The organism is Pseudonocardia sp. CA-142604 (assembly GCF_050948475.1).
GTDB classification, from domain to species: Bacteria; Actinomycetota; Actinomycetes; order Mycobacteriales; family Pseudonocardiaceae; genus Pseudonocardia; species Pseudonocardia alaniniphila.
Map to the genome: position 1 here is coordinate 6,693,458 of NZ_CP192045.1, position 24,697 is coordinate 6,718,154.

A 24,697-nucleotide genomic window follows, 5' to 3' on the forward strand; every position below is an offset into this window, starting at 1 on the left:
TTCAGGCGGCAACGTGCATGGGGAGGTCGGTGGTGCCGGGCGCGGCGATGCGGGCGGCGCGCATGCCCTGCCAGCGCTTGGCGGCGGGCACCGACAGATCGAACTGATCGAGAATGCGTGCAGTGACGTGGTCGACGATGTCGTCCACGGTGGCGGGATGGTTGTAGAAAGCGGGCATCGGCGGAACCATCTGCACGCCCTTGCGGGCGAGGGCGAGCATGTTCTCCAGGTGGATCTCGCTCAACGGGGTCTCGCGCGGGACGAGGACGAGCCTGCGGCGTTCCTTGAGCACGACGTCAGCGGCGCGAGCCACGAGCCCGTTGGCGTAGCCGACGCGAATGCCGGCCAGGGTCTTCATCGAGCACGGCACGATCACCATGCCGTCGGTCTTGAAGGACCCGGAGGAGATGGTGGCCCCCTGGTCCTCGGGGTTGTGGCTGACATCGGCCAGGGCGCTGACCTCGGCGACGGAAAGTCCGGTCTCCAGCTCGATGGTGGTCCGGGCCCAGCGCGAGAGCACCAGGTGCGTCTCCACGTCCGGCAGTTCGCGCAGATTCTCCAGGAGACGAATACCGAAGACGGCCCCTGTCGCCCCGGTCATTCCAACGATCAAACGCACAGCGCACAGCTCCTTCGTTCCAATCAATGGACGACCGCATATCGACTTTTTCGGTCACCGACCAGCTCCGTAGTCACTAAGCTAGACGTGGATGCTGGACCGAAAGCTGTACCCTGGCGACAGAATATGAGCAAAAACAGACACACCGAGATCACCGAAGTCCCGTTCCGGGCCTCCATCGGAGCCCCGCACGGGGTCGAAGTGATGGACTTCGCCGGGCTACTCGCCCGCGCCCGCAGTCATGGCATCGACCCCTGTAACCCGCTGCGCCCGGCATTTCACCATCTGGTCACGGTGCGCTGCGGCGCGCTGCGCTACTCCTTGGACTTCACCGAGCACACGCTGCCCGCAGGCGCCTGGTTGTGGGCGCGCCCAGGCCAGATCCTCCAGTACGGCCCTGAGCTCACCGAGGCTCACGGCACCGTGGTGCTCTTCCAACCCGGTTTCCTCAGCACCCCGACCGCTGAGGCCACGCGTACCGACCAACTGGCAGCCGGTCAGCCACTCATCCCTCGGTCCGAGTACAAGCGGCAAGCCCTGCGACTCATGGTGGATCTCCTGGAGAGCGAACATCAGCGGCGTGACGACCTCCCGCCCGACGTGCACATCGAGGTGGTCCGCCACTTGCTCGCGGTCCTCGTGCTGCGCCTGGCCCACCTCAACGACCCGCTGCCCGGCGACGCCCGGGGTAACGAGGCGTACCAACGCCTCCAGCAGGCGGTGGAACGGGACTTCGCACGCACCCACCGGGTGGAGGACTACGCCAAACAGTTGGGCTACAGCGTGCGCACCCTCACCCGCGCGACCCGCGCTGCGACAGGCTCCGGAGCGAAGCAGATGATCGACGACCGCGTGCTCCTGGAGGCCAAGCGACTGCTCGTACACACCGAACTGTCCAGCACCGCGGTCGCTGAACGGCTCGGCTTCCCTGGTCCGACCGTCTTCACCCGCTTCTTCCGCCAGCGCACCGGGGACACCCCCACCGCGTTCCGCTCCCGCGCGCGCGGCAACCTCCGCTGACGGCGGTCGGACGGCCGTCGACGACTCTCCTCGGCGGGTCAGCCCGGTGGCAAACCCTACGTGAGCTGGGGTGTCGTGGCTCCGGACGGTGGGGCGCGCTCCATCGCTCCCGGAGATTTGATCGCGCATGGTTCAGCTATCCCCCGCTGCAGGGGGATGCCGATACGCATTCAGCTGAAACGCAGAGGAAGACAGTGACCAGCGCATCCGACGTCCTCATCCGCGAATCGTCGCCTTCCGACGAGCCTGCGACGGTGAGCTCACGCGGCTGCGCGGTGATCGCAGTGCTGCTCGTCTCGACGTTCGTCGTCATCCTGAACGAGACGATCATGAGCGTGGCCCTGCCGGTGCTCCTGACGGACCTGCACGTGGACGCGAGCGTCGGCCAGTGGCTCACCGCAGGCTTCCTGCTCACGATGTCGGTGGTCATCCCGATCACCGGTTTCCTCATCCGCCGGGTGCCGACGCGGTTGCTGTACGGCATCGCGATGACGCTGTTCAGCGCAGGCACCCTCATCGCCGCGCTGGCGCCGGACTTCCCTGTCCTGCTCATCGCACGCGTGGTGCAGGCCAGCGGCACCGCGATCTTGTTCCCGCTGCTGACGACCATCGTCATGAAGCTCGTGCCGCCGGCGCGCCGAGGCACCGTGATGGGCTACGTCTCGATCGTCGTCTCGGTCGCGACGGCCGCCGGACCGACCGTTTCCGGCGTTGTGCTGAGTCTGTTGGACTGGCGGTTCATGTTCTGGCTCGTGCTCCCGATCGCGATCATCGCCCTGGTGCTGGGCCTGCGCCGGGTCTTCGACATCCGCGAGCCCGGCCGCACACCGATCGACGTGCCGTCGGTCGTGCTCTCGGCGCTCGGCTTCGGCGGACTCGTGTACGGGCTGAGCATCATCGGTGGATCGTCGGGACGCACATCCCCTGTCATCGTGTGGGTGTCGTTCGCCGTCGGCGTCGCCTGCCTGGTGATCTTCGTCGCCCGGCAGCTGGTGCTCCAGCGCACCGACAGCGCGCTCCTCGACCTGCGCACGTTCCGATCGCGGACGTTCACCGTCGCCACGGCGATGATGATGCTGATGATGGCGATCTTTCTGGGCACCGTCGTCCTGCTGCCGATCTACATGCAGAAGGTGCTGATGCTCGCGCCGCTGTCCACCGGCTTGCTCTTGCTCCCGGGAGGCCTGCTCATGGGCGTGCTCGGGCCGGTGGTGGGTCGCCTGTACAGCCGCTTCGGCGCGCGAGCCCTCGTCGTGCCGGGCGCCCTTGCGACCAGTGGCGCCCTCTGGACCACCACCCTGTTCAGCCCCGCGAGCCCGACCGTGCTGGTGGTGGGCTTCCACCTGCTGCTCAGCGTCGGGTTGGCGTTCGTCACCACGCCGCTCTTCACCGCCGGGCTCGGCGCGGTGCCTCCACGCCTGTACTCATACGGCAGCGCCATCTTCGGCACCACCCAGCAGCTCGCGGGCGCGGCGGGGGTGGCCCTCCTGGTCAGCGTTCTCGGCCTGCGATCAGGGGACCTCGCCGCCGGGGGAGCATCTGTCGTCGAGCAGACGGCAGGCGGGGTGCATGCCGCATTCGTCGTCGCCGCATTTCTGTCACTGATCGTGGTCGCCTGCGCCTTCTTCGTGCCGAGGCCCGCCGCGAGCGCCCGGGCAGGGCAGGAACGATCCGTCCCGGAGCGCGCGCCCGTCAGCTCCGGCGATGCCACACTGCGGCGGCCCCGCCGGACCGGGGCAGCGCCGGCCTGCCCGCTCGCGGCTGCTGCGGTCCGTGCGGTGACCGATCTCCGGACGATCCTTCAACCGGGCCGGGACATACAGCACGCGTGCCAGTGATTCGGCCCATCGGGACCGGACGCACATGCCGTCACCGGTGGAGGCCCGGGGCGGCCGGTCCCACCGGACGTGGGGCGTCGGCGATTCAGGCTGACGGGCGGCGTGGGGCGCCACGGACGGTGCACCAGAACGCACTCAGCTCCCGCGGATCCGAGGCTTGCCGCATCCGCGTGGATGTCCGCTCGCCGAACCGTCCACGCAGCGCGCGGGCAGCCGCGCGCTCCGCTGCGCGAATGAGCTCGCTGGTTCGGACGGGGGCTCGCGAGCACAACACGGCGATGAAACCGAAGCGCCGCTGCCCGCTCCGGACCTTCTTTCGCCACGCCGGCAACCAGAGGATCTCGGCACTCATCGGCGGTTCGCTGTCAGCGCATACCGCGCGGACCAGCGCGGCCTCGAGGACATGCGGATCGGTCTCAGCCGGAGCCTTCACTCGAACGACGGCCATTACCGGATTTGCCGTCCCCGAATACAGGGTCTTGGAGCGCTGCAACTGTTTCTTGCCCATCAGTCCCCCGGAGATCGAGTGAGCGCCGATAGTGACCGCTGGCTGCTCAGCGGCTCCTACCATGTCATACGACGAGAGGCCGGGCCTACAGCCCGTTGAATCGTCAGGCGACGGTTCGGCGCACGACGTCGGCCACCACATCTTCGAGTCGACCCGTCCGCGCGTACGCCGCTCGTTGTATCCCCGAGCCGGTACCCCGCCGCACCAGCTCGGCGCGCAGGTCACCCACCACCGCCTGCTCGCCTGCGTCCTCGAGCGCGGGGCGTACGTGAGCAAGTAAGGCGTCCAGCACGGCGCCGGCAGGTGCAGGCCGAAATCCCCGCGGATCGATCAACTCCGTCTCCAGGCCTGACCGCCCGGCCCGCCACATCGCGAGCCGGAGCAGTTCGGTGCGGATCTGCCAGACAGGTCGGCCGGCCCGCCACTCCCGCACCGCCGTCTCCACCAATGCTCTGCACACAGCCGCCACCAACACCGCGTCGTCGGCGTGCAGGCACACGTCGGGCACGCGAACCTCCACGGTCGGATACCGATCCGACAATCGCGCGTCGAAATAGATCATTCCCGGGTCCAACAAAACGTCGGAATCGATCATGGCGCGTACCGTCTCCTGGTAAGCCCGAGCCGAGCCGAATGGTTCGGTGGGCCCGGCCGAGGGCTGACGCGCCCACACCTGCGAGCGGAAGCTCGCATATTTCGAGTCGCGGCCCTGCCAGAACGGTGAGTTGGCCGACATCGCGAGGAGCGGAGCGAGCCAGGGCCGAATCCTGTCCAGCACGGCTACGCCCTCCTCGTCGGAGTCCACCGCGACGTGCACGTGGCAGCCGCAGGTCAGCTGCTCATGGATGGTCAGGCCGAACCGCTCGGCCATCCGCTCGTAGCGATGCGACGGCGTGAGCGAAGCGTCCACGTGCAGCGGTGACGTCCCCAGTGCTGCGATCTCGACACCCATGGCGTGGGCCGATGCCGCCATCCGGCGGCGCGCCGCCCTGATCTGCGCCGACAGTTCGTCCAGCGTCTTACACGGATCCGTCTCGACCTCGACCTGCTCGAGTTGCAGCTCTGCCGCGACCCGGCCGTCCGATCGCTCCCCGGCAACTCCCAGCACCGCCGACGCCGAGGCGCGGGGCCGTCCGTCCCTGCCATCGACGAGCAGGAACTCCTCCTCGACACCGAAAGTGCGCAATGCCCTGTCCCCGACTACCCGGCCGGCCGGTGGTGCGAGAAGAAACGGTAACGGACCCTGGCCCCGGCGTGGAGGTCCTGCGGGTGACACCGGCGAGATACTCAGCCGGTATCGCCCGTGTCGCTGTGGGGTGCCCCTACCGGCTTGGACTCCGGTGAGCCGCGCTGGCGCAGATATACGGCCAGCACGGCCATCGAACCCACAGCCAGCATCTCCGACTGCCAGTTCTGCGTGGTCCGGTTCCAGAAATCCGGCTCGCCGAGGTAGCCGAGCCAGCTCACGGGGTCCTGGCGGCCGCGGAGCTCCTCGGCGTTGTACGCCGCCCAGCCGGCCACGGACTGGGCACCCCACGACAGCAGGAAGATCCCGCCCATCACAAAGCCGAGTGAACGGGAGAACACCGGAACGCGCCAGTCGCCCGCACGTGCCCAGCGTGGCGAGTCGGTCGTGGCGTGACGGCCGATGCGCTGCTCCTTATCCGACTCCAGGCCGACCTGGTCCACCGGCTTCGACTCGGACGAGCCCCGCTGCACCAGCCACACAGTGGCGAAGATGTAGAGGAAGAACTGCAGGTACTCCGACTGCCAGTTCTCGACGACATCCACGGCGAACGACGAGGAGGTGAGGTACTGACCGAGCGAGACGGGTTCGCTCCCGTCACTGACCTGCTGGTCGTTGAAGTTGGCATGCCCCGAGAACGCCTGCCCGGCCAGCATGGCGAGGAACAGCACACCGAAGACGAGGCCGAGCCCGTTGTCGTGCAGCACCCGCCACACGCCACCGCGCTTCTCGGACGTCCCGACCGAGGTGCTCATCGGCCCAGCAGTCCGATCGCGATGAAGTACGCGAGGCCGACTCCGATCACGGCCAGGTAGATCACGAACAACGCGCGTGTCGATGTCATGGGCCCTCCACGCGGCAGGCATACGGCGCATCGCCGCGGGAACGGCAGCCCGCGGCAGTGACCTTCCACCCGCTGCCGGTCTTCGTCAGGAACACGGTGTCACCGACGAGGTGCACCTGGGCCTGGTCGCCCCATACCGTCGAGGACTGCACAGCCCCGCGCGGAAGCTCCAGCTGAGCCGTCGCCTGGGCGCACGGACGGCCCGACTGCGCCTCCTCCGTCGCGACGGTGGCCGGTGCGAGCATCTGGCATCGGGCCGATGGGTCGGCTGCCGCGAACGCCGAGGCCACCTGCTCCACCTGCTGCTGCTCCAGATCGGCGCACCCGCACAGCACCAGAGCCGCAGCGACCACCACCGCAGCCTGCACCTGCACCGATGACCGGCGATGCATGGAAGCGCCTTCCCCTCACCCCTTGGTCGGCAAACCGTCCAGAACCGATGGGCCGCAGCGCGGTGTCGTCGTCGACGACCAACTCCATGGTGCCGTCGGCCCTGGAGACTCTGTGGGTCTCACGCTCCGCGGGGGGACTACCACCGAAGGCCGCCGATCACACGCGCGTGATCGATGATCGCGATCGGGCACTCGTGATGATCCTCTACGGAACCCGAGCGGCGGTGATCGACTGGACCGTCCCCGGGCCCCTGGCCGGACGAAAGGCGAGGTTCGGGCCGCTTCCGTGGACCGTCCACAGTGCACCTCCACGTGCCGGCGGACCACACCCGTATCGGCGAAAAAACACCTGACCCCCAAGATGGCGTTTCATCCGGGGCGCCGAACGGGAAGCTCTGAGACCAGATCACTCACCCGAGTCATTCGTTCCTCGAGGAGGCCCACGGTGGACGCCACCGTACTTGCTCTAATCATCCTCGCGGTGGTGCTACTCGTCGCCGTCGTCGCGATGGGTGCCATGCTCGCGAAGCGCAGGCGGTCCGAACAACTGCAGAAACAGTTCGGACCGGAATACGAGCGACAGGTCATGGAGACCGGCGACCGCAAGGCGGCCGAGTCGGATCTACAGGCCCGTCGGCAGCGCCGCGAAAAGCTCGATATCCGCGATCTGGACAACGAGGAGCGATCCCGGTTCCAGCATGAGTGGAACACCGTTCAGCGTGGCTTCGTCGACGACCCGGAACGCGCGCTGGATGGAGCCGACGCGCTCGTCGTGAGCGTGATGAAGGCGCGCGGATATCCGGTCGGGGACGTCGACCGGCGCGCCGAGGACCTCTCGGTGGATCACGCCGACGTCGTGCGTCACTACCGCGATGCTCGCGCCGTCCGCGACGCCTCGGCACGCAACGGGGCGAGCGACAACGGCGCCGGGGTCGACACGGAGCAGCAGCGCCACGCACTCACGTCCTACCGCTCGCTGGTGGAAGCGCTGCTGGGCACGCGTTCGGCGGATCACGCCGGCCCCAGCATCGACAGCAACGCCGACCGCACCGACGCCGGCACCCCCGTGCACACCCCCAAGACCGATGCCCACCGACAGACCCAGGAGCCCACACGATGACGCAGCACGTCTCGCGCACCGACCACGACGGCTACACCGGCGCCGACCTCCCGGAGAACGTCGCCGATCCGCGCTCAGGCCACGAGACAGCAGTCGACGGCACCCACCGCCGTACAACCCACGACGGCGACATGGGCGCCGAGCGCACCACAACCGGAGCCGACCCCCGCGGTGGGTACGACGCCGACCGCGGCACGGCCCGTGACGGCGCGATGGGCACGGGCCAGGCGGCATCCGTCCCCGGCACCCCCGCAGCCCAGGACATGGCGGCTCACGACCTCGGCCGCGACACGGACCACGGCACCGGCCAGGTCACGTCGAACCGACAGGCCGATCACCCGCAGGCGAACCAGTCCGCCCGCAGCGATGGTTCCGGTGAATCCGACCGCGAGCCTCTCGTCCCGCACCAGCGCGCCGCCGAGTACGGCCGCCGCTGGGATGCGGTGAAGGGCGGTTTCGTCGACGAACCGCGACAGGCCGTCGCCGAAGCCGACCAGATCGTGGCCGAACTGCTCGAGGAACTGCAGAAGTTGTTCCACGACCAGCGCCGCGACATCGAGCACGGTATCGACGCGGAATCCACGTCGACCGAGGACCTGCGAATGGCCCTGCGCCGCTACAGCAGCTTCTTCGCACGGCTGCTCTCGGTCTGATATACAGGAATCACCGACTCGCCCGATCCGGCGGTGGCGGCCAGGGAACTGTCCTGGCCGCCACCGCCGGATTCGCGTGCATTATGCGATCCGGCCGCCATTTCATGATCCACTTCCGTCGGGCCGGCGACAATTCCGGCAGCGGCTCGTAGACGGCTCTCGCGCACCCCGATCCGAATCCAGCGACCGCAACAAGTCGGCGAGGCCACCGTCAGCCCGGCCATGCAGCCTGGCGCTCGTGCGCACAGGCTCGGTGGTGGGACATGTGAGCCGGTATCCGGCCTCGTCGAGTCGCCGCCACAAGCCGTGGTCCTCGCCGGGCCCATCCGTCGGAAATCCCCCGACGGCGACATAGGCGTCGGCCCGCATCCCCAGGTTGGCGCCGTAGACGTGCATGTGCCGATCGCTGTCCAGACGGTCGCCGACGAGCGCGTGGTACTGCTGCTGCGCCGCGATCGAGAGACGGTCTCCCCCGCTGAGATCCGCCAGCCCGGCGACACCACACGCCCCGGCCTCGGCGTGCCGCAGGTGCGCGAGGGCCCAGTCCGGCGGCACCGTGGTGTCGGCATCGGTATGCAGGAGCCACGTGGCGTCGAGCCGGTGCGGACGAAGCCGCTCGAGAGTCAGCCGAACGCCCAGGTCGCGGACGGCGCCCACGCCCGAACCCGCCACGACGTGCGGCTGCTGTACCGGCGGGGCACCACCTGCATCACGCCGACGCCCCGGGTACGGATCCGCCGGCCCCGGCCCGGTGCCCGGCACCACGATGCCGCCGGCTGAGGCGGTCGTACGCCGGCCCGGCTCCGGCCCGGGCGCGTCGACCGCCCGCCGAACGCCGACCGCCACGATGTTCACCGCCGCTGCTGCGGGCCAGTGCCGCACCAACTCGTCGACGAGTGCGGGCGTCTCGTCCGTGCAACGGTCGAGCACCACGGTGACCGCCGTCGTGATGCCGTTCGGCAGTTCGTCGATCGCCTTGCGGACGCTGCGCAGGCACGCGCCGATCCGTTCCTGCTCGTCACGCGCAGGAACGACCACCCCGACCGCGGCGATCCGGCACCGGCCGTTCACCTGCGCCGCAGGACGTGCAGCAGGAACTCCTCGTCGGTGTGCTCCACCAGGACGTCGAGCTCGGGACGGGCGGACAGCAGCCGATGGGTGGCACCGGCATCCCGCGGAGCTTCGGGCGGCCAGCCGCGCCAGTGGACCACGACGATGTCCGCACCGGGTTCCAGTGCCACCAGCGTGCGATCCACGGTGGCTGCGAGTGTGGAGTCGTCGAGGTAGTAGAGGACCTCGCTGAACACGGCGAGATCCAGGGCCTGTGCGGGCACCGCCTCGGGCAACGCGGCGGACGTGACCTGAACCCCCTTTGCGGGGCGGCACAGCTGCCGAGCGCGCTCGGCGGCCGCCGGAACGGGATCGGACGCGAGCACCTGATCACACCGGCCGGCGATCTCGACGGTGAGCTCACCCGTGCCGCAGCCCGGCTCGAAGGCGAGTCGGTAACGATCCCGAGGCAGGCTCGCGAGCACGACAGAACGCTTGCGCCGCTCGTACCAGGAATCCGCATGCCATGGATCGTTGCCCTCGGCGTAGAGAGCGGCGAACCGTTCGATCGGAGCCGACTCGATGCGCGGCTCCCGGAACAGCAGATCGGTGTCGCGATCGACATGATCGAGCATTCCGGCGGCGAGAACCGGTGGCGAGCCGTCCGGCCCCGGCTCCACCTGCGACGCGAAGCACCGGACGGCCCGTCGGCGCGCCGTGCGTGCCGCCTCGTCGAGCGGCACGACTCGCGCCCGCTCCCATGGCACGGACGGGTCGGCCGGATCGGTCCACGCCCAGGTCCAGATCGGATAGGACCACCCGTGCGCCGAGACCGGCGCCGCAGCAGCAGCGGCGAGGCCGACGGCTCGGTGGTCGGGGTGCGGGTCGTCGGGCCACGGCGCGAGGTAGGCGTCGGCGTCCGCCAGCACGGGTCCGAGCAACTCCCGCAATTCGTCGCCGTGTGCATCCAGAGCGGAGTCCGGCAGCCCGAGCCATTGCACCGTGATCTCGCCCAACGCCTGCACCTGCAGCGCTGCGGCCAGCTCTGCCCGACGGACCACCCCGAGCTCGCGCCGTGCCACCTCACCGAGCTCCGGGTAGGCGGCCTCGCCGTCGGTGGCCACGACAAGTGTGATCACCGCGCCTGCCCTGTGCAGGGCACGCAGCGCGCCGCCGGCGCCGAGGGTCTCGTCGTCCGGATGTGCGGCCACGACCACGACATGCCCGTGCGCGGAGGCGTCGAAGGGGGCCGGACCGTGCTTCTCGATCATCCGACTCCACGCGGACAGCGCCGTAATCGGTCGCATCTGCGCCGCCGCGGCCGTCGGTCGGTCGCTGACGGCCGGAGACGGCTGGCGCGCGGCGCTCATCGGGCAGCCCGCATCGCCAGCACGCTCGCGCCGAGCGCCGCATGGTCGCGCTCGCCGTGATGCTGCCGGATGTACAGCGACAGATCCGCCAGCGCCTGGGCAAGATCCCCGTCGCGGCTCAGCGCCGCCGCGCCGACCATCCGTGGGACACGCTCGACGACCTCGCGCGCGGCCCGCTCCACTGCGCAGCGCACCGCGGCGAGGCTGCAATTGTGATCAGCGCCCGGCGCCGCGTCGAGTGCGTCGGCCGTGCGCAGCAGCAATGCGGATGCGGCCTCCATCAGGGCGTGCAGCTCGCCGAGATGGGCGAGCTGGTGGGGGTCGGCGGACGAGCGCAGATGGGCGATGGCACGGTCGAGCAGGCCGGCCGCACCACCCCACCACACCGCTGCCACGCCTCCACCGCCCGCGGCGAACCCCGGCCGGGTGGTGTACCAGCCTGCCGGGCCGATCAGCGCGTCGAGCGACACCGGGACGCTGTCGAACCGGACGTCGACGGTGTCGGCCGTGGCCATCGCCGCAGTGGCCCACGTATCCGGCTCGGGCACGAGCCCAGGCTGATCGACGGCGATCTCGACGAGCACACGGCCGTCGGCCGGCTCGGGTGCGTCGGCCACGACGAGCGCGCGGTCGATCGTGTGCGCCCCCGAGCAGAACCGGACGGTGCCGTGCAACGCCAAGCCGTCGCCGGACGGGACGAGGCGGGCGCCGGTGCCACCGGATCGCGAGGCCCACACGCCGTAGAGCTCCTCGGAGTGAGCCTGCCGCGCCGCTTCGGCCAGGATCGCCACGGCGTCGGTGTGGCCTTCCACGAGCCGCGCCAGCCCGACGTCGCGCCTGCCCCATCCGGCAAGACCTGACCACCGCTCAGCCGTACGCCCTCCGCCCGGAAACGGGAGCTCGAGTTCTCCGGCCGACAGCAGCCCACGCAGCTCACCCTCCACGGGCGCGACATCACCGAGATGGTCGTCCCGTCGTCGCGCATTCACCATCGCTCGCACGACGATCTCTTACCCCAGCTCAGGCGGCCCAATCCTCACAGGACCGGCCCCCGGCTCCCGGTTTCAGCCGGACGAGCGGCGCGTTCGTGCAGGTCTAGCGGGCGGGCGGGCCGTTCGTTCCGGAGGGCGGCCCGGGCTCGACGGCGTAGAGTCCCCCTGCATGGACGCGGCGACGCGCGTGCTCGTCCTGGCCAATCGGACGGCGGATTCCCCCCGGCTGGTCACGCAGCTCCTCGCCCGCCACAGCCGGGGCCCGATCGCCGTGACGATGCTCGCTCCCGCAGCGTGGGAGATCCAGGACCCACACGGAGGCACGGAGTCTGCGTGGCGGCGGCTGCGGGCCGCCCAGAAAGTCCTGCAAGCCGACGGGATAGAGGTCTGCTGCAAGATCGGCGACCCGGACCCGATGACCGCGTTCGAGCGCGAATGGCAGGTCGGCCGCTACGACGAGATCGTCGTCTCCACCCTCCCGAGATATCTGTCGAGATGGCTTCGCATCGACCTACCCCACCGGATCAGGAAAGCCGCCGACGTCCCTGTCACGCATGTGATCGCCGCTCCCGAGCGGGCAGACGCGAGCTGAGCCGTCTCCCTGTCCGGCCTCAGTCCAGGCAGAACTCGTTCCCCTCGGGGTCGGTCATCACGATGAAGCCGGCGCTCATCGGGGGCGCAGGCTCGTCGCGACGCACCCTCGTCGCTCCCAGCGCGACGAGACGGTCGCACTCGACCTCCAGCGCCGCCATCCGCTCGTCTCCCTGGAGTCCGGGAGCCGCTCGGACGTCGAGGTGGAGGCGGTTCTTGGCGGTCTTGTCCTCCGGCACCTGCTGGAAGAACAGCCGTGGGCCGTGCCCGTTCGGGTCCTCGATGGCCGATCTCGTGTTGCGCTGTTCCACCGGTACGCCGACCCGCGCGAGGAAGTCGTCCCAGGCGGCCAGCGGGTCGGCACCCTCGGGCAGGTCGACTCCGGGCGGGCCGGGGTGGACGTAGCCCAGTACGTCGCGCCAGAAGGACGACAGCGCCCGCGGGTCGCGGGCATCGAAGGTGACCTGGATGTGGCGGCTCATCGCATCTCCTCGCTTCGCATGACGCCACCCTGACACCCCTAGCGGACAGGATCGGTCCGCTATCTCTGGCAGGGTTGCGACATGGCCGTGGCAGGCGGTGACGAGCGGGGCACGACGGAGCGGGTGCTCACCCTGCTCGGGCTGCTGCAGCAGCGCCCGGTCTGGACCGGCCCCGAGCTCGCCGACCGGCTCGGGGTCACGCCGCGCACGGTCCGGCGTGACGTCGAGCGGCTGCGCACGCTCGGCTATCCGGTGCATGCCAGCCAGGGTGTCGGAGGCGGTTACCAGCTCGGCCCAGGTCAGGACCTGCCGCCGCTGCTTCTCGACGACGAGGAGGCGATCGCCACCGCGGTCTCGCTGCTCGCCGGCGCGGGTGGCGCGGTCGCCGGCGCCGACGACGCCGCACTCCGGGCGCTGACCAAGCTCGACCGGGTGCTGCCCGTCCGGCTGCGGCACGAGGTGCGCACGCTCTCCCGCTCGGTGGAATCCTTCGGCGGAGGCCGCACGCCGGTCGACCCCGAAGTGCTCATGACGCTGGCCAGAGCCTGCCACGACGAGGTCGAGGCCGGCTTCGACTACCCGTCCGGGAGCAAGGTGCGACGGCGGCAGGTCGAGCCCTACCGCCTGGTCGCCTCCGACCGTCGCTGGTACCTCTTCGCTTACGACCTCGATCGCGACGACTGGCGCAGCTTCCGCGTCGACCGGATGACTGATGTGTCGCCGCGGTCATGGTCCTTCCGCCCGCGCGCGGCGCCCGACGCGGCGACGTACGTGCAGGAGGGAGTGGCGAGTCGGGTCTACCCGCACCAGGCGCGCTTCCTCGTGCACGCGTCGGCCGACACGGTGCGCGCGCAGATTCCGGCGTCGGCGGCCGTCGTCCGACGGCGGGACAGCGAGCGCTGCGAGGTGCTCAGCGGCGCCGGGAGCCTCGACTTCGTGCTCATGCACGTGGTCTTGCTGGGGCACCACTTCGAGGTGCTCGACCCTCCGGAGCTCCGAGGGCGCTGTCGCGCGCTGGCGGAGAGACTGCTGGCGGCCGGTGCAGCGTTCTCGCCGGGGCCGGACGTGGAGGAGTCATGAGCCGCCACCACTCCGGCGCCGAGGAGCGCTTCCGCTGCCCCGCTCTTCCCTGCCGGTCAGCCGGAACCCGGGTGGGCAGGAGGCAGCGGGAGTTCGGCGCTCAGGGTGGTTCCTGCGCCGGGTGTGGTGTGAATCGAGAGGTGGCCGCCGAGTGCCTCGGCGCGGTCGGTGAGTCCGACCAAGCCGGTTCCGCGGGTGGGGTCGGCGCCGCCTCGGCCGTCGTCGCGCACACAGACCCGTAACACGGTGCCCGTGTCGTGTTCGGTTGTGTCGATGGTGACGTGGACGCTGGTGGCGTGGGCGTGTTTGGCGACATTGGTCAGGGCTTCGGCGACCAGGTAGTAGGCGGCGGTCTCGATCTGTTCCGGCAGCCGACCGTCGGTGTGGATGTCCAGCTCGACCGGGACGGGGCAGCGGCCGGCGAGTGTGTGGAGTGCGGGAGGTAGGCCGCCTTCGGCGAGGAGTGCGGGGTGGATGCCGCGGGCGAGTTCGCGCAACTCGTCGAGTGCGCTGCCGGCGCGGGTGGCCAGGTCGTCGAGCTGGGCGGCCAACTCGTCAGCGTCGGGGGGCACCAGCGCCTGCGCGGCGCGGGCTTGCAGGGCGAGGGCGACCAGTTCCTGCTGGGCGCCGTCGTGCAGGTCGCGTTCGATGCGGCGCCGGGTCTTGTCGGCTGTGGTGACGATCCGGGCGCGCGAGGTGGTCAGCTCGGCGTAGAGCTGGGTGTTGTCCAGGGAGACGGCCAGCTGGCCTGCGATGAGTATGACCGCGTCGAGTCGTTCGGCGGTGAACGCGGCGCGGATGAGCCGGTTCTCCAGCAGCAGCACCGCGCGCAACCTGCCCCGGCTGAGGATCGGCACGGCCAGCAGCGAGCAGCAGTCCCGGTCGGCGAAGTAGGGGTCACGGGCGAATCGATCGTCGCCGGTGGCGTCGGGGACCACCAGCGGTTCGCCGGTGCGCTGCACGTAGCGCAGCACCGACAGCGGCACCACGTGGTCCTCGGCGGTGCCCGTTATCCGGGAGGCCTTGGTGTCGGGTGTCGGGAGCAGCCAGTCGTTGCGCTCGGTGTTCCACAGCAGCAGCTGCACGCCGGTGGCACCGGTCATCTCGCTCAGCACCTCGACGACGCGGGCGTGCAGACGGTCGATGGTGGTCTCGGAGCTCAAGGCTTGTGAGGCGGACAGGATGCCCAGCAGGTCGAGTGTGCCCGTGGTGACTGCGCCGTGGTGATGCAGCAGATCAGCGGGCTGGTCACCGTCCTGTCCTGCGGTCGCGTCGGCGTGTGGCCGCAGGGTCGGGTAGGCCCAGTCGAGTTGGTCGACCTTGGCGCTCGCACCCCAGGTGGCGTAGAGCTGGCGGGCCTGGGCGAGCAGGTCGCGGCCGGCGTGTTCGAGGCCGCGGGCGAGGTAGAAACGGGCAGCGCGTTCGGAGATCAGAGCCCGGTGCCAGGGCCGCGCGCGGCCTGCCACCTCGCGGCGGGCCGCGTCGAAGGCCAGCCCGGCCACCCGGTAGTCACCCGCCGCCCAGGCCCGTTCGGCTTCGAGGAGCCGCAGCAGATGCACGAAGTTGTCCGGGGCATCGGCAGCGCGAACCGCCAGCCAGCGCATCGTCTCGTCCAGTTCGGACAGTAGAGCCGCGGACTCGTCACCGTGGCAGACGCGGGCCTGCTCGGCGAGGGCGAGCCCACGCAGCAGGTGGGCCACGGCACTCGGGTAGGTGCCCAGGGTGGCCGGTAGCGGCATGGCCGCCGCTGCGGTGTGCTCCACCAGGGCAGCCGAATCACCGAAGATGGCGGCGACGATCGCGCGGGTGAGATGCGCTCGGAAGAGCGCGAGCGGATTGTCGGTGTACCGGTCGGTGGGAACCGCGTCCGCGGCTCCGACGAGGAGCTCACCGCGCAGCACGTCGGCCAGCCACCGGTGCCCGTCGAGTGCCTGGCCGGTCTGTTCGTTGCCTGTGCGGCGGACGAAGGCCAGCGCCGCCTCCACCTGGTCGATGAGGTGGTCGAGGGTTGGTGTGCAGTCCTGCAGGAAGTAGACGGTCGCGTAGTAGGCGTAGCCGGCGTACGCGTGGTCACCCCCGGCGATCAACCCGTCACGGGCGCGCTGAGCTGCCTGAACGCTGTTCTCGATGGGCTCGAACCAGCAACTGAGGACGGCGAACATCCATCGCGCGTGCGAGGTCTCGGGCTCGTACCCGCGAGCTTCGCCGACCTCCAGGAGCCGCCGCAACGCCTGGTATCCGGCAGCGCTGTCGCCGCGCTGTGCCACGGCGTGGAGGGAGGCGAAGCAGCCTGCGCCGAACAGGGTGCGGCCCGGTCCATGCTCGATCCAGATCCGCAGACCTTCCAGGCTCAGCCAGGCGAGCATGGCGTGGTCGGCGAAGTAGGCGGTCGGCAGGATCGCGTCGAGGAGGCGGATCGCTGCGAGCAGCGTCGGGTCGGTGATCTCGGGCCGAGCCAGATCCTCTGCGGCGTCGGTGTCCAGCCATCGGTGCAGATACTCGAACCGCTGGGCGAGCTCCTGGTCGAGCTGGTCGGCCGCCGGCGGGGTGATGCCGCACGCGCTCAGCGATTCCAGGCCCAGATCGAACGCTTCCCTGAATCGTTCTCGGTGGGTCAGGCTGCGCACCTGTACCGCCGTCGCGTCGGCACGACGGATCGCGTCGGGGCACATCCCCTCGATCGTGCGGTACTCCTCGTCCGCCTCCTCCAGCCGTCCGAGGCTGTAGAGGGCTGCGTGGCGGCCGGTGTGCACCTCCACCAGCGCGTCGGTCTCCTCCGGCTCGATCAGCCGTTGCGCTGCGACCAGCAGCCCGTTCACCAGGGCGCATTCCCCGACCAACGCCGCTTGGTCGGCGGCGCGGCGCAGCAGCCGCACCGCACGCTGTCGCTCCGCCGCGTCGGTGACGTCGTCGATCACCGCCAGGTACTGCTCGGCCGCGACCGCGAACAGCTGGGGCACCTCGGCCAGGCGCCGGGCCATGGTCAGCTGCAGCGTGCGTCGCCGTTGGGAGTCCAGCCCTTCGAGGATGACCTCGCGGGTGCGGTCGTGGCGGAAGCGGACGGCGTCACGAAGCCCGGTCTCCACCACCAGGACGCCCTCGGCGAGGAGCGGTGCCAGCTGCAGCTCCACGACGCCCGCCGGAGCGGCGGTGGCTATCGGCAACAGGCTCGCCTCGACCCGTCCGCCCAAGCACGCCATCGCCTCGACCAGCTCGCGGGAGGTCGGTGGCATCGCCGCGACCCGCGCCGCGAGGAGCTCGGCCACCTGGGGTGTGCCCAGGTGAGCCCGCGCGGCTGCGTCGTCCCACTGCCACCCGGCGCCTGTCACCGTCAGCACGCCCTCGTGTCGCAGCGCGTTGAGCAACTCCACCGTCTCGTACGGATTGCCGGCCGTGCGCTCGTTGATGACCTCGGCCAGGCCTACCGCCGCGGAACGGTCCACGTGCAGCATCTCGGCGACCATGGTGACCAGGCTCGGCACCGGCAAGTTGCCCAGCTCCAGCAGCCGCACGCCTGCCTGCTCGCGCCACCGGGCCAGCAGCGCGGCCCGCGGATGTGCCGGGTCCACTTCGTCTTCTCGGTAGGCCCCCACCAGCAACAGGCCCTCGACCGGCTCCTCGCTCAGCACGAGATCGACGAATCCGAGCGGGGTGCGTCCGCCCCACTGCATATCGTCGACGAACACGACCACCGGCCGTTCCCGTGATGCAACCGCCCGCAACACCTGCACAGCCGCCCGCTGCATGCGCACCTGCGCGGTCAGTGGATCCCCCGCGTCGGGCGCCACCCCCAACAGCGCGGCGAACTCCGGAAGCACCGCGCTCAACAGACCCGCGTTGGCCCCGACCGCAGCGAGGATCCGTCCGCGCACCACGCTGAGCTTGTCCTCCGGCTCGGCCAGGAGCAGCCTCCCCAACGCCCGGAACGACTGGAAACCTGCGCTGCACTCCAGATCCCGCCGGTACTGGTCGAACTTGCCGGCCACGAACCAGCCGTCCCTGCCCGTCACCGTCGGTCGCAGCTGATCCACCAGTGCGCTCTTGCCCACCCCGGTTGAGCCGCTGACCAGCACTCCCTGGCAGCGGCCCGTCAGCGCCTCCTCGAAAGCCTCCTCCAGCACGGCCACCTCGGCGTCGCGTCCCACGAGCCGGGAGGGCGGTAGCAGCCGCGACGAAACGTCGTGCTCGCCGATCCGCACCGGAGCGGCCGCCGGATGTGCCTGGGCCTCGCCGACCTGCTCCAGGTCGTGGGCCAGACCTTCCGCGGTCTGGTAGCGGTGGTCGGGTTCCTTATCCAGCAGCCGCATGACGATCTCGGACAACGGCCTCGGCAGAGCCGGATTCACCTGGGCCGGCGGCACCGGTACGCGTGCCAGGTGATCGTGTGTGAGGCGTAACGGGTCGCCGGAGCCGAACGGCGGATCACCCGTTGCCAGCTCGTACAGCGTCGCGCCCAACGCGTACAGATCGGCCCGTTGGTCCACCGACCGGCCGGTGCGCCCGGTCTGCTCGGGGGCGAGGTAGGCGAGCGACCCGACGATCTCGGTGTGGTGCGTGAACGCCGGACGCAGCTCGGCGATCGAGGTCGCCAACGCGAAGCCCACCAGGCACGGGGCACCGTCACGGGAGACGACGATGTTGGCCGGAGTGATGTCGCGGTGCATCACCCCCCGGCGATGCATTCCTGCCACCGCCCGAGCCAGCGCCGTCGCCAGCCGGATCAGCTCGTCGACTGCCAGTGGTGTGGCCAGGTCGGCCACGGTGGTCTCACCGGCGTCGGCCAGCACGATCGACCCCGGGTACCGCGGCGCATCCACCAGCTGCGCGACCCCGTCGACGCCACGGAGCCGCTCCAGGATCGCCACCTCGTGCCGCAGCCGCCGCTGCGCGTCCGGCCCCAGCGGCTCCTTACGGACAACGGCGCCCCCGGGCAGGGACAGCCTGGTCACCCGCGTACGTGCACTCACACGCAGCGGCGCCGCAGCCCGAGCGGGCGGATCCCGGCCCGACAGCACGCTGTCCGTCCCCATCCGACACCTCCGCGGACGCTTCTACGCTCGACCGCCTCCAGGCCGACAACGCTCGCTGTTGCGGTACCGCCAGGTCCAACGACGTGCTGGTCCCGATGAACCTGACGCAGGCGAGCATCCCCCGGGTAGCTCGGAGACCGACGCTCATAGCGGTGGGCCGTGAACGGAGTCTCTGCAGCGGCACCGGGGAAATACCCGCTGAGCTGCGCGAGCCTGTTGTGCGACTCTACCGGGAGACCGGGCTCGCGCCGATGACGCGAGGGGTGGCCTTCATGATCAGCGATTCGGGACCGGGAACCGTGCTGGGCACGGGTGGGCGGCCCCAAACGTTGATCATCGTCGTACGGGGGTGATCGTCGACGTCGAGCACGCCCGCGGACGTGGGACCCCTAGGCGCACGCCGCGGAGGAGACGAGCAGGTCGCCGATGGCTCGACGCGCCACATCGAGTGCGACCCGCTGCCCGACGCTCGCCGCAGGTCCACGCACCCAGACGTCGGCCTCCCACCCGACGATCGTGCCCTCGGACGCCTCGACGAAGGAGATCGTCAACTCCACGTCGATCACGTGCGGACCGCGGCGTCCGTGGACGCGCAGCGCAGCACCGCGCTCGTCCGCTCGTTCGGTCGCGACACGGGTGGCGATCGGCTGGCGGCCGAACGGCGTGGCCGGGGTGAAGAGAGCGGTGAACCCACCATCCGGCGTGGACACGACATCGCTGAGCGACGCCACCCCCGCAAGCTTTTCCGGCTGCGTTTCCAGGACGCGCAGGGCTCCCACGCTCGAAGCCACCGTGAACTGCCCGCCGACCTTCACCGCGCCACCCGCGCCTTCGCCTCGTTGAGACCGTTGAGCACGTCCAGGACCCGCTCGGGTGGGTTGAACGAGTCGAGCACCATGCCGGCATCACCGACGGCGTCCTGGATGGCCGCGCATACGGCGTGCAGCGGGGCACCACCGCCCTCGCCCATGCCCTTGGCCCCGATCGGCGTGAACGGTGACGGGCTGATCACGTTGTCGTAGCGGAGCGACGGCATGTCCATCGCGGTGGCGGCGTGGTAGTCGTAGAAGTTCGCCGCTGTCGGCTGCCCGTCGGCGGTGAAGCCGAAGTGCTCGTACAGCACGCCGGAGATTCCGTGCGCGGCCGCACCGTGCACCTGGCCCTCGATCACCATCGGGTTGATGGGCATGCCGCAGTCGTCGACCATGCCGTAGCGCAGGATCGTCGTCTGTCCCGTCTCCTCGTCGATCTCCACCACGCACGCGTGGATCTGGGTGGCGTAGGTGAGGCTGAGGTTGCCGTACCGGCGGTCGAGGTCGAGGTTCTCGAAGGGGGCGCGGTAGATGGCACGGCCGACGAGGCCCACCTCGTCGGCGATGTCGTCAGGCAGATCCGACGGGGAGAAGTGCACGATCCCCGCCACCGCCGCGAACGGCAGCGCCCGCTCCGGCTCACCGCGCACCACCGCCTGGCAACCGACGAGCTCGATGTCGTCCGGCGACGTACCCAGGATCGCCCCGGCGACCAGCCGGATCTCCCGGGCGAGCTTCCTCGTGGCGTTGAGGATGGCTCCGATCCCGGTGACGGCGAACTGCGAGGCGTACGAGCCGGAGAAGCCGGTCTGCGCCGAGAGCGAGGAGTCGCCGCCGCGGTGCACGATCACGTCGTCGTAGGCGACGCCGAGCATGTCGGACACCACCTGGGCCACGGTGGTCTCGTGTCCCTGGCCGAACGCGACGCCCCCGGTGATCGCGTAGATCGAGCCGTCGGCGCCCATCCGAACCAGTCCGCCTTCGCTGTTCCCGCCGAAGGGGAGGTGCTCGTAGATGATGCGGGCCTGGCCGAAGTTGTTGGTGCCGGAGTCCAGGGTGGAACCGATCCCGATGCCGACCCGCCTCCCGGATCCGCGCACCTGCTCCTGCAGCTTCCGGGCGTCGTCGTAGTCGATGAGGTCGAGCGCCTTGCGCAGCGAGAGCGGGAGGTCGCCGGAGTCGTACACGCATCCGTTGACGGTGGTGTAGGGGTACTGATCGGGCTGCACATAGTTCTGCAGCCGGAACTCCACGGGATCGAACCCCAGTTTGTGGGCCGCGATGTCCATCATGCGTTCCACCAGCCACATGTGCTGCAGGCGCGAGTACCCGCGGACCGGGAGCACCGGCCCCTTGTTCGTGTACACCGACCGGAACCGCACCTTGAGGTGCTTGAGCTGGTAACAGGCGTTGGCCACGTGGGTCCAGATGACTGCGCCGAGCGGCTCGTAACGGGTATAGGCGCCCAGGTCGTCCAATGCGTCATAACTCAGCCCGAGAACGGTGCCGTCGTCCTGGACGGCCAGCTTGACGTTGTGGAACCACCGTTCGTTGCCGTGCCCGCCGGTGAGGTGGTGCTCGGTGCGCGTCTCGGTCCAGCGCATCGGGCGGCCGAGCTTGCGCGCGAGCAGCGCCACCGCGGTGGCGGCGACGTACATGCCGATCTTCACGCCGAACGACCCGCCGAAGTCCTTGCTGACGATACGGATCTTCTCCGCGGAGTGACGCAACGCCGCCGCCATCATCAACGTGGTGACCTGCGGCTGTGCGCAGCCACCGGTGATGGTGAAGGTGTCCGTGCCGCGGTCGTGCTGCACGGTGACGGCATTGCACTCCAGCGGCGTGGCCGAGAAACGGTGGAAGTGCAGCTCGTCGACCTCGATCACGTGGTCGGCGTGCTCGAGCACGAACTCGGTGTCACCCCAGTCATAGGTGCCGTCCCAGGCGACGTTCGAGCCGATCTGGTCGTGGACCAGCGATGCTCCGTCCTGCACAGCGGCCCTGGCGTCGACGACGACCGGCAGCTGCTCGTAGTCGACCACCACGGCCGCGGCGGCATCGCGGGCCGCCTCGCGGGTCTCACCCGCCACGGCGACCACGGCCTCCCCGACGAATCGCACCTTGCCGCCGGAGGTCAGGCATCGGTCGACCTCGGCGTCGGCGGGCGGGCCCTGCAGTTCCATGAAGCGGTCGGTGAGCTCCTCGGACTCCTCCGGAAGCAGGCAGCCGAGGTAACCCTCGACCTGCTCGGTGGCCGACACATCGATCCCGACGATGCGGGCGTGCGCATAGGGTGAGCGGACGAAAACCACGTACCCGAGGTGGGCGATGGGGGTGTCGTCACCGAACTCGCCCTGCGCCTTGAGGAGCCGGTCGTCCTCCTTGCGGGGCATCGCCCGGCCCGTCGCCGGCCGGGTGCCGGCCTTCGTCGCGGGCTGCGCGGCGGTCACTGGCCCGCCTCCTCGTGATCGGCGCCGTGCGGGAGCGGGACGGCCTGGCCGGCGGCCGCCCGGACGGCTCGCACGATGTTCTCGTAGCCGGTGCAGCGGCAGATGTTGCCCTTGAGCGCACGGCGCGTGGACGTTTCGGTGACGTCCTCGCCGGACTCGATGAAGTCGGTCGAGGTCATCAGCATGCCCGAGGTGCAGTAGCCGCACTGCAGGGCGTGGTGGCGCTTGAACGCAGCCTGCAGCTCGTTGAGCGTGCCGTCCTCCGCGGCGAGTCCGGCTGCCGTCTCCACCCTTGTGCCGTCGGCCTGCACGGCCAGGACCATGCAGGACTTGACCAGCTGACCGTCCCACCGGATGGTGCACGCCCCGCAGTTGCCCGTGTCGCATCCGATCTTGGGTCCGCGCTCGTCGAGCGCGTCCCGCAGCCAGTGCACGAGCAGGCGGCGCGACGGAACGGTGTCCTGCACGGTGCGGCCGTCCACGGTGACCGTGACAGCGTGGACGTCGGGCCCTGGTGATCCGACCGCAGCGCCCTGCCGTAGATCCGCCTGTTCGATCGTCACGACGCACCTGCTTCCACCGCAGCGGCGACAGCCCGTCGCACCTGGACCTTGGACATGCGGCGCCGGTAGTCGGCCGAGCAATGAACGTCGTCGACGGCCTGCACGTCGGCGCGGTCGAACGCCGCGCAGGCGACCGCGGCCAGCTCGGAGCCGGCCGGGCTGCCGGCCAGCGCTGCTTCGACGCCGCCGAGACGTTGCGGCGAGCCCAGGACAGCACCGAGCACCACGCGCGCGGTCTGGACCGTCTCCTCGCGGACGTCGAGCCGCACGACGGCGCGGGCCATGGCCCACGAATCCGCCCCCACCTGAAGATGGCGGTGCACGACCCTGGACCCGTCAGCCCCCGCCGGGATCTCGACGGCCGCCAGGATCTCGCCGCGACACAGCGCGGTCGTGAGCGTGCCCGTGAAGAACTCGGCAGCGCTCAGTCTCCGTTCGCCGCCGACCGTAGCCACGACGAACACCGCGTCCAACGCCGTCAGCAGGGGCGGGAAGTTGCTGGTCGGATCGTTCAGACAGCAGTTGCCGCCGATCGTTCCCCGGTTGCGGACCTGCCGGTCGACCAGGCCGGCCGCCATCGACGCGACAGCGGGTACGTGTTCGCGCACGACGGGGTCGGTGGCCAGCCGTGCGTAGGTCACCGCCGCACCGATGGTGATGCCCCCGTCTGCGCGGGCTGTGATCGTCGCGAGCTCATCGAGCCGGTGCACGTCCACCAGAGCAGTGGGCACCACCAGGTCGAGCTTCATGGCGTTCAACAGCGTCTGGCCACCCGCAAGCACGGCAGCGCCCTCGACGGCAGCGAGCATCGACACGGCATCGCCGATCGATTGCGGGCGGAGATAACGGAAGGGCGGAAGGATCATTGACACAACCTCTTATTTCCGGGCTTCTTCCCGAATGCCTCAGCCGACGCGAATCCCGTCGCCGTCCGGAGCGGAGCACTCAGCTCGTGCTGGTCGACGAACGCTACTCGACCCCCGAGTGACGCAGGAAACGATCGTCGTCGATGCAACCCATCATTGTTGTCGATACCGTTGACGTCGACACGGCGGCGGCACATTCCGAACCGGCTCAGGTGAGAACCCGGCTGCTATTCACGTGGACGTCATCGTGGCAGCTCATGGGCGAGCGACGTGATCCGGTCGCGCAGCCATTTGTGGGCGAGATCCCCCGTGTGGCGGGGGTTCCAGTACAAGGCCTCATGGATCGTCCGCAGTGGCAGCGGGCACTCGACGATGCGCAGCCGGGCCGCCGCAGCGAGCGGCTCGGCGAGCCTTGCGTACGTGAGGCCGGCGAGGCGGGTGCCGGCGACGAGGAACGGCGCAACGACGAACCCCTGTGTGGTGACCTCGACCGAGAGGTGCACGCCCATCCTCTCGAGTTCGGTGTCGGCGATCGGCAACACGCTCCCCCCGCTGAAGGCGACGTAGCGCAGCTCAGCGAGCTCGTCCGCCGTCACCGTGTCACCGACCTCAGGGTTGTCACGGTCGACGACCAGGACGTGCCGATCGGTGAACAGCGGTGTGTGCGGGAAGGCCAACCGGTTCTCCGTGAGCTCGGTGGGGACGATGACCATGTCGACCTCGCCTCGACGGAGCTGGTCGGCGAAGCCTGCCTCCACCGGCTTGACGCTGATGCGGACGTACGGAGCCTCGTCGGTGATCGCGCCGAACAGCGGCCGGAGCAGCACCATCGTGACGTAGTCGGCAGCCACGATCGTGAACGCTGCCCGGTCCGTTCTCGGGTCGAAGGCACGCGAGCGAACCAGCACCGCCTCCGCAGCAGTCAGCGCCTCCCGCACCGGCCCGACCAGCGACTCGGCGAGCGGTGTGGGCATCAGTTGCCGTCCTTGCCGGACCAGGAGTTGGTCGTCGAAGTGCTTGCGCAACCGCGCCAAGGACGCACTCATCGCAGGCTGGCCGACCGATGTCCGTTCGGCTGCGCGCGTGACGTTGCGTTCGGAAAGCAGCGCGTCGAGCGCAATGAGGAGATTGAGATCAACGCTCGACAGACCCATTCCGGCAAACCTCCAAA

Annotated in this window: 21 protein-coding genes; 6 read left to right on the top strand and 15 right to left on the bottom strand. The window is 69.9% G+C overall.

Going from position 1 to position 24,697, the window contains the following annotated elements:
* Position 1: 1 nt before the first annotated feature.
* Positions 2 to 619 (bottom strand): non-oxidative hydroxyarylic acid decarboxylases subunit B, encoded by a 618-nt coding sequence (locus ACQPZQ_RS30300; RefSeq protein WP_433286394.1) that lies wholly within the window; start codon positions 617 to 619, stop codon positions 2 to 4.
* A 126-nt stretch (positions 620 to 745) separates the two neighbouring features.
* Between ACQPZQ_RS30300 and ACQPZQ_RS30305 the strand changes: the two genes are divergently transcribed.
* Together ACQPZQ_RS30305 and ACQPZQ_RS30310 are read left to right on the top strand one after the other, a co-directional pair.
* A complete protein-coding gene (locus ACQPZQ_RS30305) occupies positions 746 to 1,639 on the top strand; it encodes a helix-turn-helix transcriptional regulator (protein WP_433286396.1) in 894 nt (297 codons plus the stop codon).
* Positions 1,640 to 1,833: 194 nt separating this feature from the next.
* Positions 1,834 to 3,477 (top strand): DHA2 family efflux MFS transporter permease subunit, encoded by a 1,644-nt coding sequence (locus tag ACQPZQ_RS30310; RefSeq protein ID WP_433286398.1) that lies wholly within the window; start codon positions 1,834 to 1,836, stop codon positions 3,475 to 3,477.
* An 85-nt stretch (positions 3,478 to 3,562) separates the two neighbouring features.
* Here the strand turns inward: ACQPZQ_RS30310 and ACQPZQ_RS30315 are convergent, their stop codons facing one another.
* The 4 genes from ACQPZQ_RS30315 to ACQPZQ_RS30330 all read right to left on the bottom strand — a co-directional run bounded on the left by ACQPZQ_RS30315 (position 3,563) and on the right by ACQPZQ_RS30330 (position 6,467).
* Positions 3,563 to 3,985, bottom strand: a complete 423-nt coding sequence (locus ACQPZQ_RS30315) for a hypothetical protein (RefSeq protein ID WP_433286399.1) — start codon at positions 3,983 to 3,985, stop codon at positions 3,563 to 3,565.
* A gap of 103 nt (positions 3,986 to 4,088) precedes the next feature.
* A complete protein-coding gene (locus ACQPZQ_RS30320; protein ID WP_433286401.1) occupies positions 4,089 to 5,171 on the bottom strand; it encodes a carboxylate-amine ligase in 1,083 nt (360 codons plus the stop codon).
* A 101-nt stretch (positions 5,172 to 5,272) separates the two neighbouring features.
* Positions 5,273 to 5,986 (bottom strand): DUF6766 family protein, encoded by a 714-nt coding sequence (locus ACQPZQ_RS30325; RefSeq protein ID WP_433286403.1) that lies wholly within the window; start codon positions 5,984 to 5,986, stop codon positions 5,273 to 5,275.
* A gap of 85 nt (positions 5,987 to 6,071) precedes the next feature.
* Positions 6,072 to 6,467, bottom strand: coding sequence for a hypothetical protein (locus tag ACQPZQ_RS30330; protein WP_433286406.1), 396 nt, complete (start codon positions 6,465 to 6,467; stop codon positions 6,072 to 6,074).
* Between the two features lie 445 nt (positions 6,468 to 6,912).
* Here ACQPZQ_RS30330 and ACQPZQ_RS30335 point away from each other — a divergent pair, with 445 nt between their 5' ends.
* Both ACQPZQ_RS30335 and ACQPZQ_RS30340 read left to right on the top strand, forming a co-directional pair.
* Complete coding sequence (locus ACQPZQ_RS30335; RefSeq protein ID WP_433286408.1) at positions 6,913 to 7,587, top strand: hypothetical protein; 675 nt, start codon at positions 6,913 to 6,915, stop codon at positions 7,585 to 7,587.
* On the top strand, positions 7,584 to 8,240 hold the full coding sequence (locus ACQPZQ_RS30340; RefSeq protein ID WP_433286410.1) for a hypothetical protein: 657 nt from the start codon (positions 7,584 to 7,586) through the stop codon (positions 8,238 to 8,240). The genes ACQPZQ_RS30335 and ACQPZQ_RS30340 overlap by 4 nt, the downstream gene beginning before the upstream one ends.
* Before the next feature lie 102 nt (positions 8,241 to 8,342).
* Here ACQPZQ_RS30340 and ACQPZQ_RS30345 read toward each other — a convergent pair whose 3' ends face one another.
* From ACQPZQ_RS30345 to ACQPZQ_RS30355, 3 genes are all read right to left on the bottom strand, one after another.
* Entirely contained in the window at positions 8,343 to 9,311 is a 969-nt protein-coding gene (locus ACQPZQ_RS30345) for a glycosyltransferase (protein ID WP_433286412.1), read from the bottom strand.
* Positions 9,308 to 10,561: a PIG-L family deacetylase gene (locus ACQPZQ_RS30350; RefSeq protein ID WP_433286414.1), complete on the bottom strand. Its 1,254-nt coding sequence runs from the start codon at positions 10,559 to 10,561 to the stop codon at positions 9,308 to 9,310. Before ACQPZQ_RS30350 ends, ACQPZQ_RS30345 begins: the two co-directional genes overlap by 4 nt.
* A gap of 95 nt (positions 10,562 to 10,656) precedes the next feature.
* Complete coding sequence (locus ACQPZQ_RS30355; RefSeq protein WP_433299422.1) at positions 10,657 to 11,652, bottom strand: acyl-CoA dehydrogenase family protein; 996 nt, start codon at positions 11,650 to 11,652, stop codon at positions 10,657 to 10,659.
* Positions 11,653 to 11,821: 169 nt separating this feature from the next.
* Between ACQPZQ_RS30355 and ACQPZQ_RS30360 the strand changes: the two genes are divergently transcribed.
* Complete coding sequence (locus tag ACQPZQ_RS30360; RefSeq protein WP_433286416.1) at positions 11,822 to 12,244, top strand: hypothetical protein; 423 nt, start codon at positions 11,822 to 11,824, stop codon at positions 12,242 to 12,244.
* Between the two features lie 19 nt (positions 12,245 to 12,263).
* Here the strand turns inward: ACQPZQ_RS30360 and ACQPZQ_RS30365 are convergent, their stop codons facing one another.
* Positions 12,264 to 12,725, bottom strand: coding sequence for a VOC family protein (locus ACQPZQ_RS30365; RefSeq protein ID WP_433286418.1), 462 nt, complete (start codon positions 12,723 to 12,725; stop codon positions 12,264 to 12,266).
* 81 nt (positions 12,726 to 12,806) lie between these two features.
* Here ACQPZQ_RS30365 and ACQPZQ_RS30370 point away from each other — a divergent pair, with 81 nt between their 5' ends.
* Positions 12,807 to 13,805, top strand: coding sequence for a helix-turn-helix transcriptional regulator (locus tag ACQPZQ_RS30370; protein ID WP_433286420.1), 999 nt, complete (start codon positions 12,807 to 12,809; stop codon positions 13,803 to 13,805).
* Between the two features lie 56 nt (positions 13,806 to 13,861).
* On the opposite strand, the gene ACQPZQ_RS30375 is transcribed toward ACQPZQ_RS30370, so the two are convergent.
* The 6 genes from ACQPZQ_RS30375 to ACQPZQ_RS30400 form a co-directional block, all read right to left on the bottom strand.
* Positions 13,862 to 18,835 carry an AAA family ATPase gene (locus ACQPZQ_RS30375; RefSeq protein WP_433286422.1) on the bottom strand — a complete coding sequence of 1,658 codons (4,974 nt, stop codon included), beginning with the start codon at positions 18,833 to 18,835 and terminating at the stop codon, positions 13,862 to 13,864.
* A gap of 389 nt (positions 18,836 to 19,224) precedes the next feature.
* Entirely contained in the window at positions 19,225 to 19,650 is a 426-nt protein-coding gene (locus ACQPZQ_RS30380; RefSeq protein WP_433286423.1) for an SRPBCC domain-containing protein, read from the bottom strand.
* Positions 19,647 to 22,097, bottom strand: a complete 2,451-nt coding sequence (locus ACQPZQ_RS30385) for a xanthine dehydrogenase family protein molybdopterin-binding subunit (protein ID WP_433286425.1) — start codon at positions 22,095 to 22,097, stop codon at positions 19,647 to 19,649. Before ACQPZQ_RS30385 ends, ACQPZQ_RS30380 begins: the two co-directional genes overlap by 4 nt.
* Positions 22,094 to 22,660 (bottom strand): (2Fe-2S)-binding protein, encoded by a 567-nt coding sequence (locus ACQPZQ_RS30390; protein WP_433286428.1) that lies wholly within the window; start codon positions 22,658 to 22,660, stop codon positions 22,094 to 22,096. Before ACQPZQ_RS30390 ends, ACQPZQ_RS30385 begins: the two co-directional genes overlap by 4 nt.
* Positions 22,657 to 23,526, bottom strand: coding sequence for an FAD binding domain-containing protein (locus ACQPZQ_RS30395; RefSeq protein WP_433286430.1), 870 nt, complete (start codon positions 23,524 to 23,526; stop codon positions 22,657 to 22,659). The genes ACQPZQ_RS30390 and ACQPZQ_RS30395 overlap by 4 nt, the downstream gene beginning before the upstream one ends.
* Positions 23,527 to 23,768: 242 nt before the next feature.
* The gene (locus ACQPZQ_RS30400) at positions 23,769 to 24,680 is read right to left on the bottom strand and encodes a LysR family transcriptional regulator (RefSeq protein WP_433286433.1); all 912 of its coding nucleotides are present in this window, start codon (positions 24,678 to 24,680) and stop codon (positions 23,769 to 23,771) included.
* Between the last annotated feature and the right edge of the window lie 17 nt (positions 24,681 to 24,697).

What these genes read in the sequence shown, in the direction of transcription:
- ACQPZQ_RS30400 (WP_433286433.1), bottom strand. Translation starts at nt 24,680, where the DNA reads ATGGGTCTGTCGAGCGTTGATCTCAATCTCCTCATTGCGCTCGACGCG.
- ACQPZQ_RS30350 (WP_433286414.1), bottom strand. Translation starts at nt 10,561, where the DNA reads ATGATCGAGAAGCACGGTCCGGCCCCCTTCGACGCCTCCGCGCACGGG.
- ACQPZQ_RS30370 (WP_433286420.1), top strand. Translation starts at nt 12,807, where the DNA reads ATGGCCGTGGCAGGCGGTGACGAGCGGGGCACGACGGAGCGGGTGCTC.
- ACQPZQ_RS30375 (WP_433286422.1), bottom strand. Translation starts at nt 18,835, where the DNA reads ATGGGGACGGACAGCGTGCTGTCGGGCCGGGATCCGCCCGCTCGGGCT.
- ACQPZQ_RS30330 (WP_433286406.1), bottom strand. Translation starts at nt 6,467, where the DNA reads ATGCATCGCCGGTCATCGGTGCAGGTGCAGGCTGCGGTGGTGGTCGCT.
- ACQPZQ_RS30305 (WP_433286396.1), top strand. Translation starts at nt 746, where the DNA reads ATGAGCAAAAACAGACACACCGAGATCACCGAAGTCCCGTTCCGGGCC.
- ACQPZQ_RS30315 (WP_433286399.1), bottom strand. Translation starts at nt 3,985, where the DNA reads ATGGGCAAGAAACAGTTGCAGCGCTCCAAGACCCTGTATTCGGGGACG.
- ACQPZQ_RS30395 (WP_433286430.1), bottom strand. Translation starts at nt 23,526, where the DNA reads ATGATCCTTCCGCCCTTCCGTTATCTCCGCCCGCAATCGATCGGCGAT.
- ACQPZQ_RS30325 (WP_433286403.1), bottom strand. Translation starts at nt 5,986, where the DNA reads ATGAGCACCTCGGTCGGGACGTCCGAGAAGCGCGGTGGCGTGTGGCGG.
- ACQPZQ_RS30340 (WP_433286410.1), top strand. Translation starts at nt 7,584, where the DNA reads ATGACGCAGCACGTCTCGCGCACCGACCACGACGGCTACACCGGCGCC.
- ACQPZQ_RS30360 (WP_433286416.1), top strand. Translation starts at nt 11,822, where the DNA reads ATGGACGCGGCGACGCGCGTGCTCGTCCTGGCCAATCGGACGGCGGAT.
- ACQPZQ_RS30355 (WP_433299422.1), bottom strand. Translation starts at nt 11,652, where the DNA reads ATGGTGAATGCGCGACGACGGGACGACCATCTCGGTGATGTCGCGCCC.
- ACQPZQ_RS30365 (WP_433286418.1), bottom strand. Translation starts at nt 12,725, where the DNA reads ATGAGCCGCCACATCCAGGTCACCTTCGATGCCCGCGACCCGCGGGCG.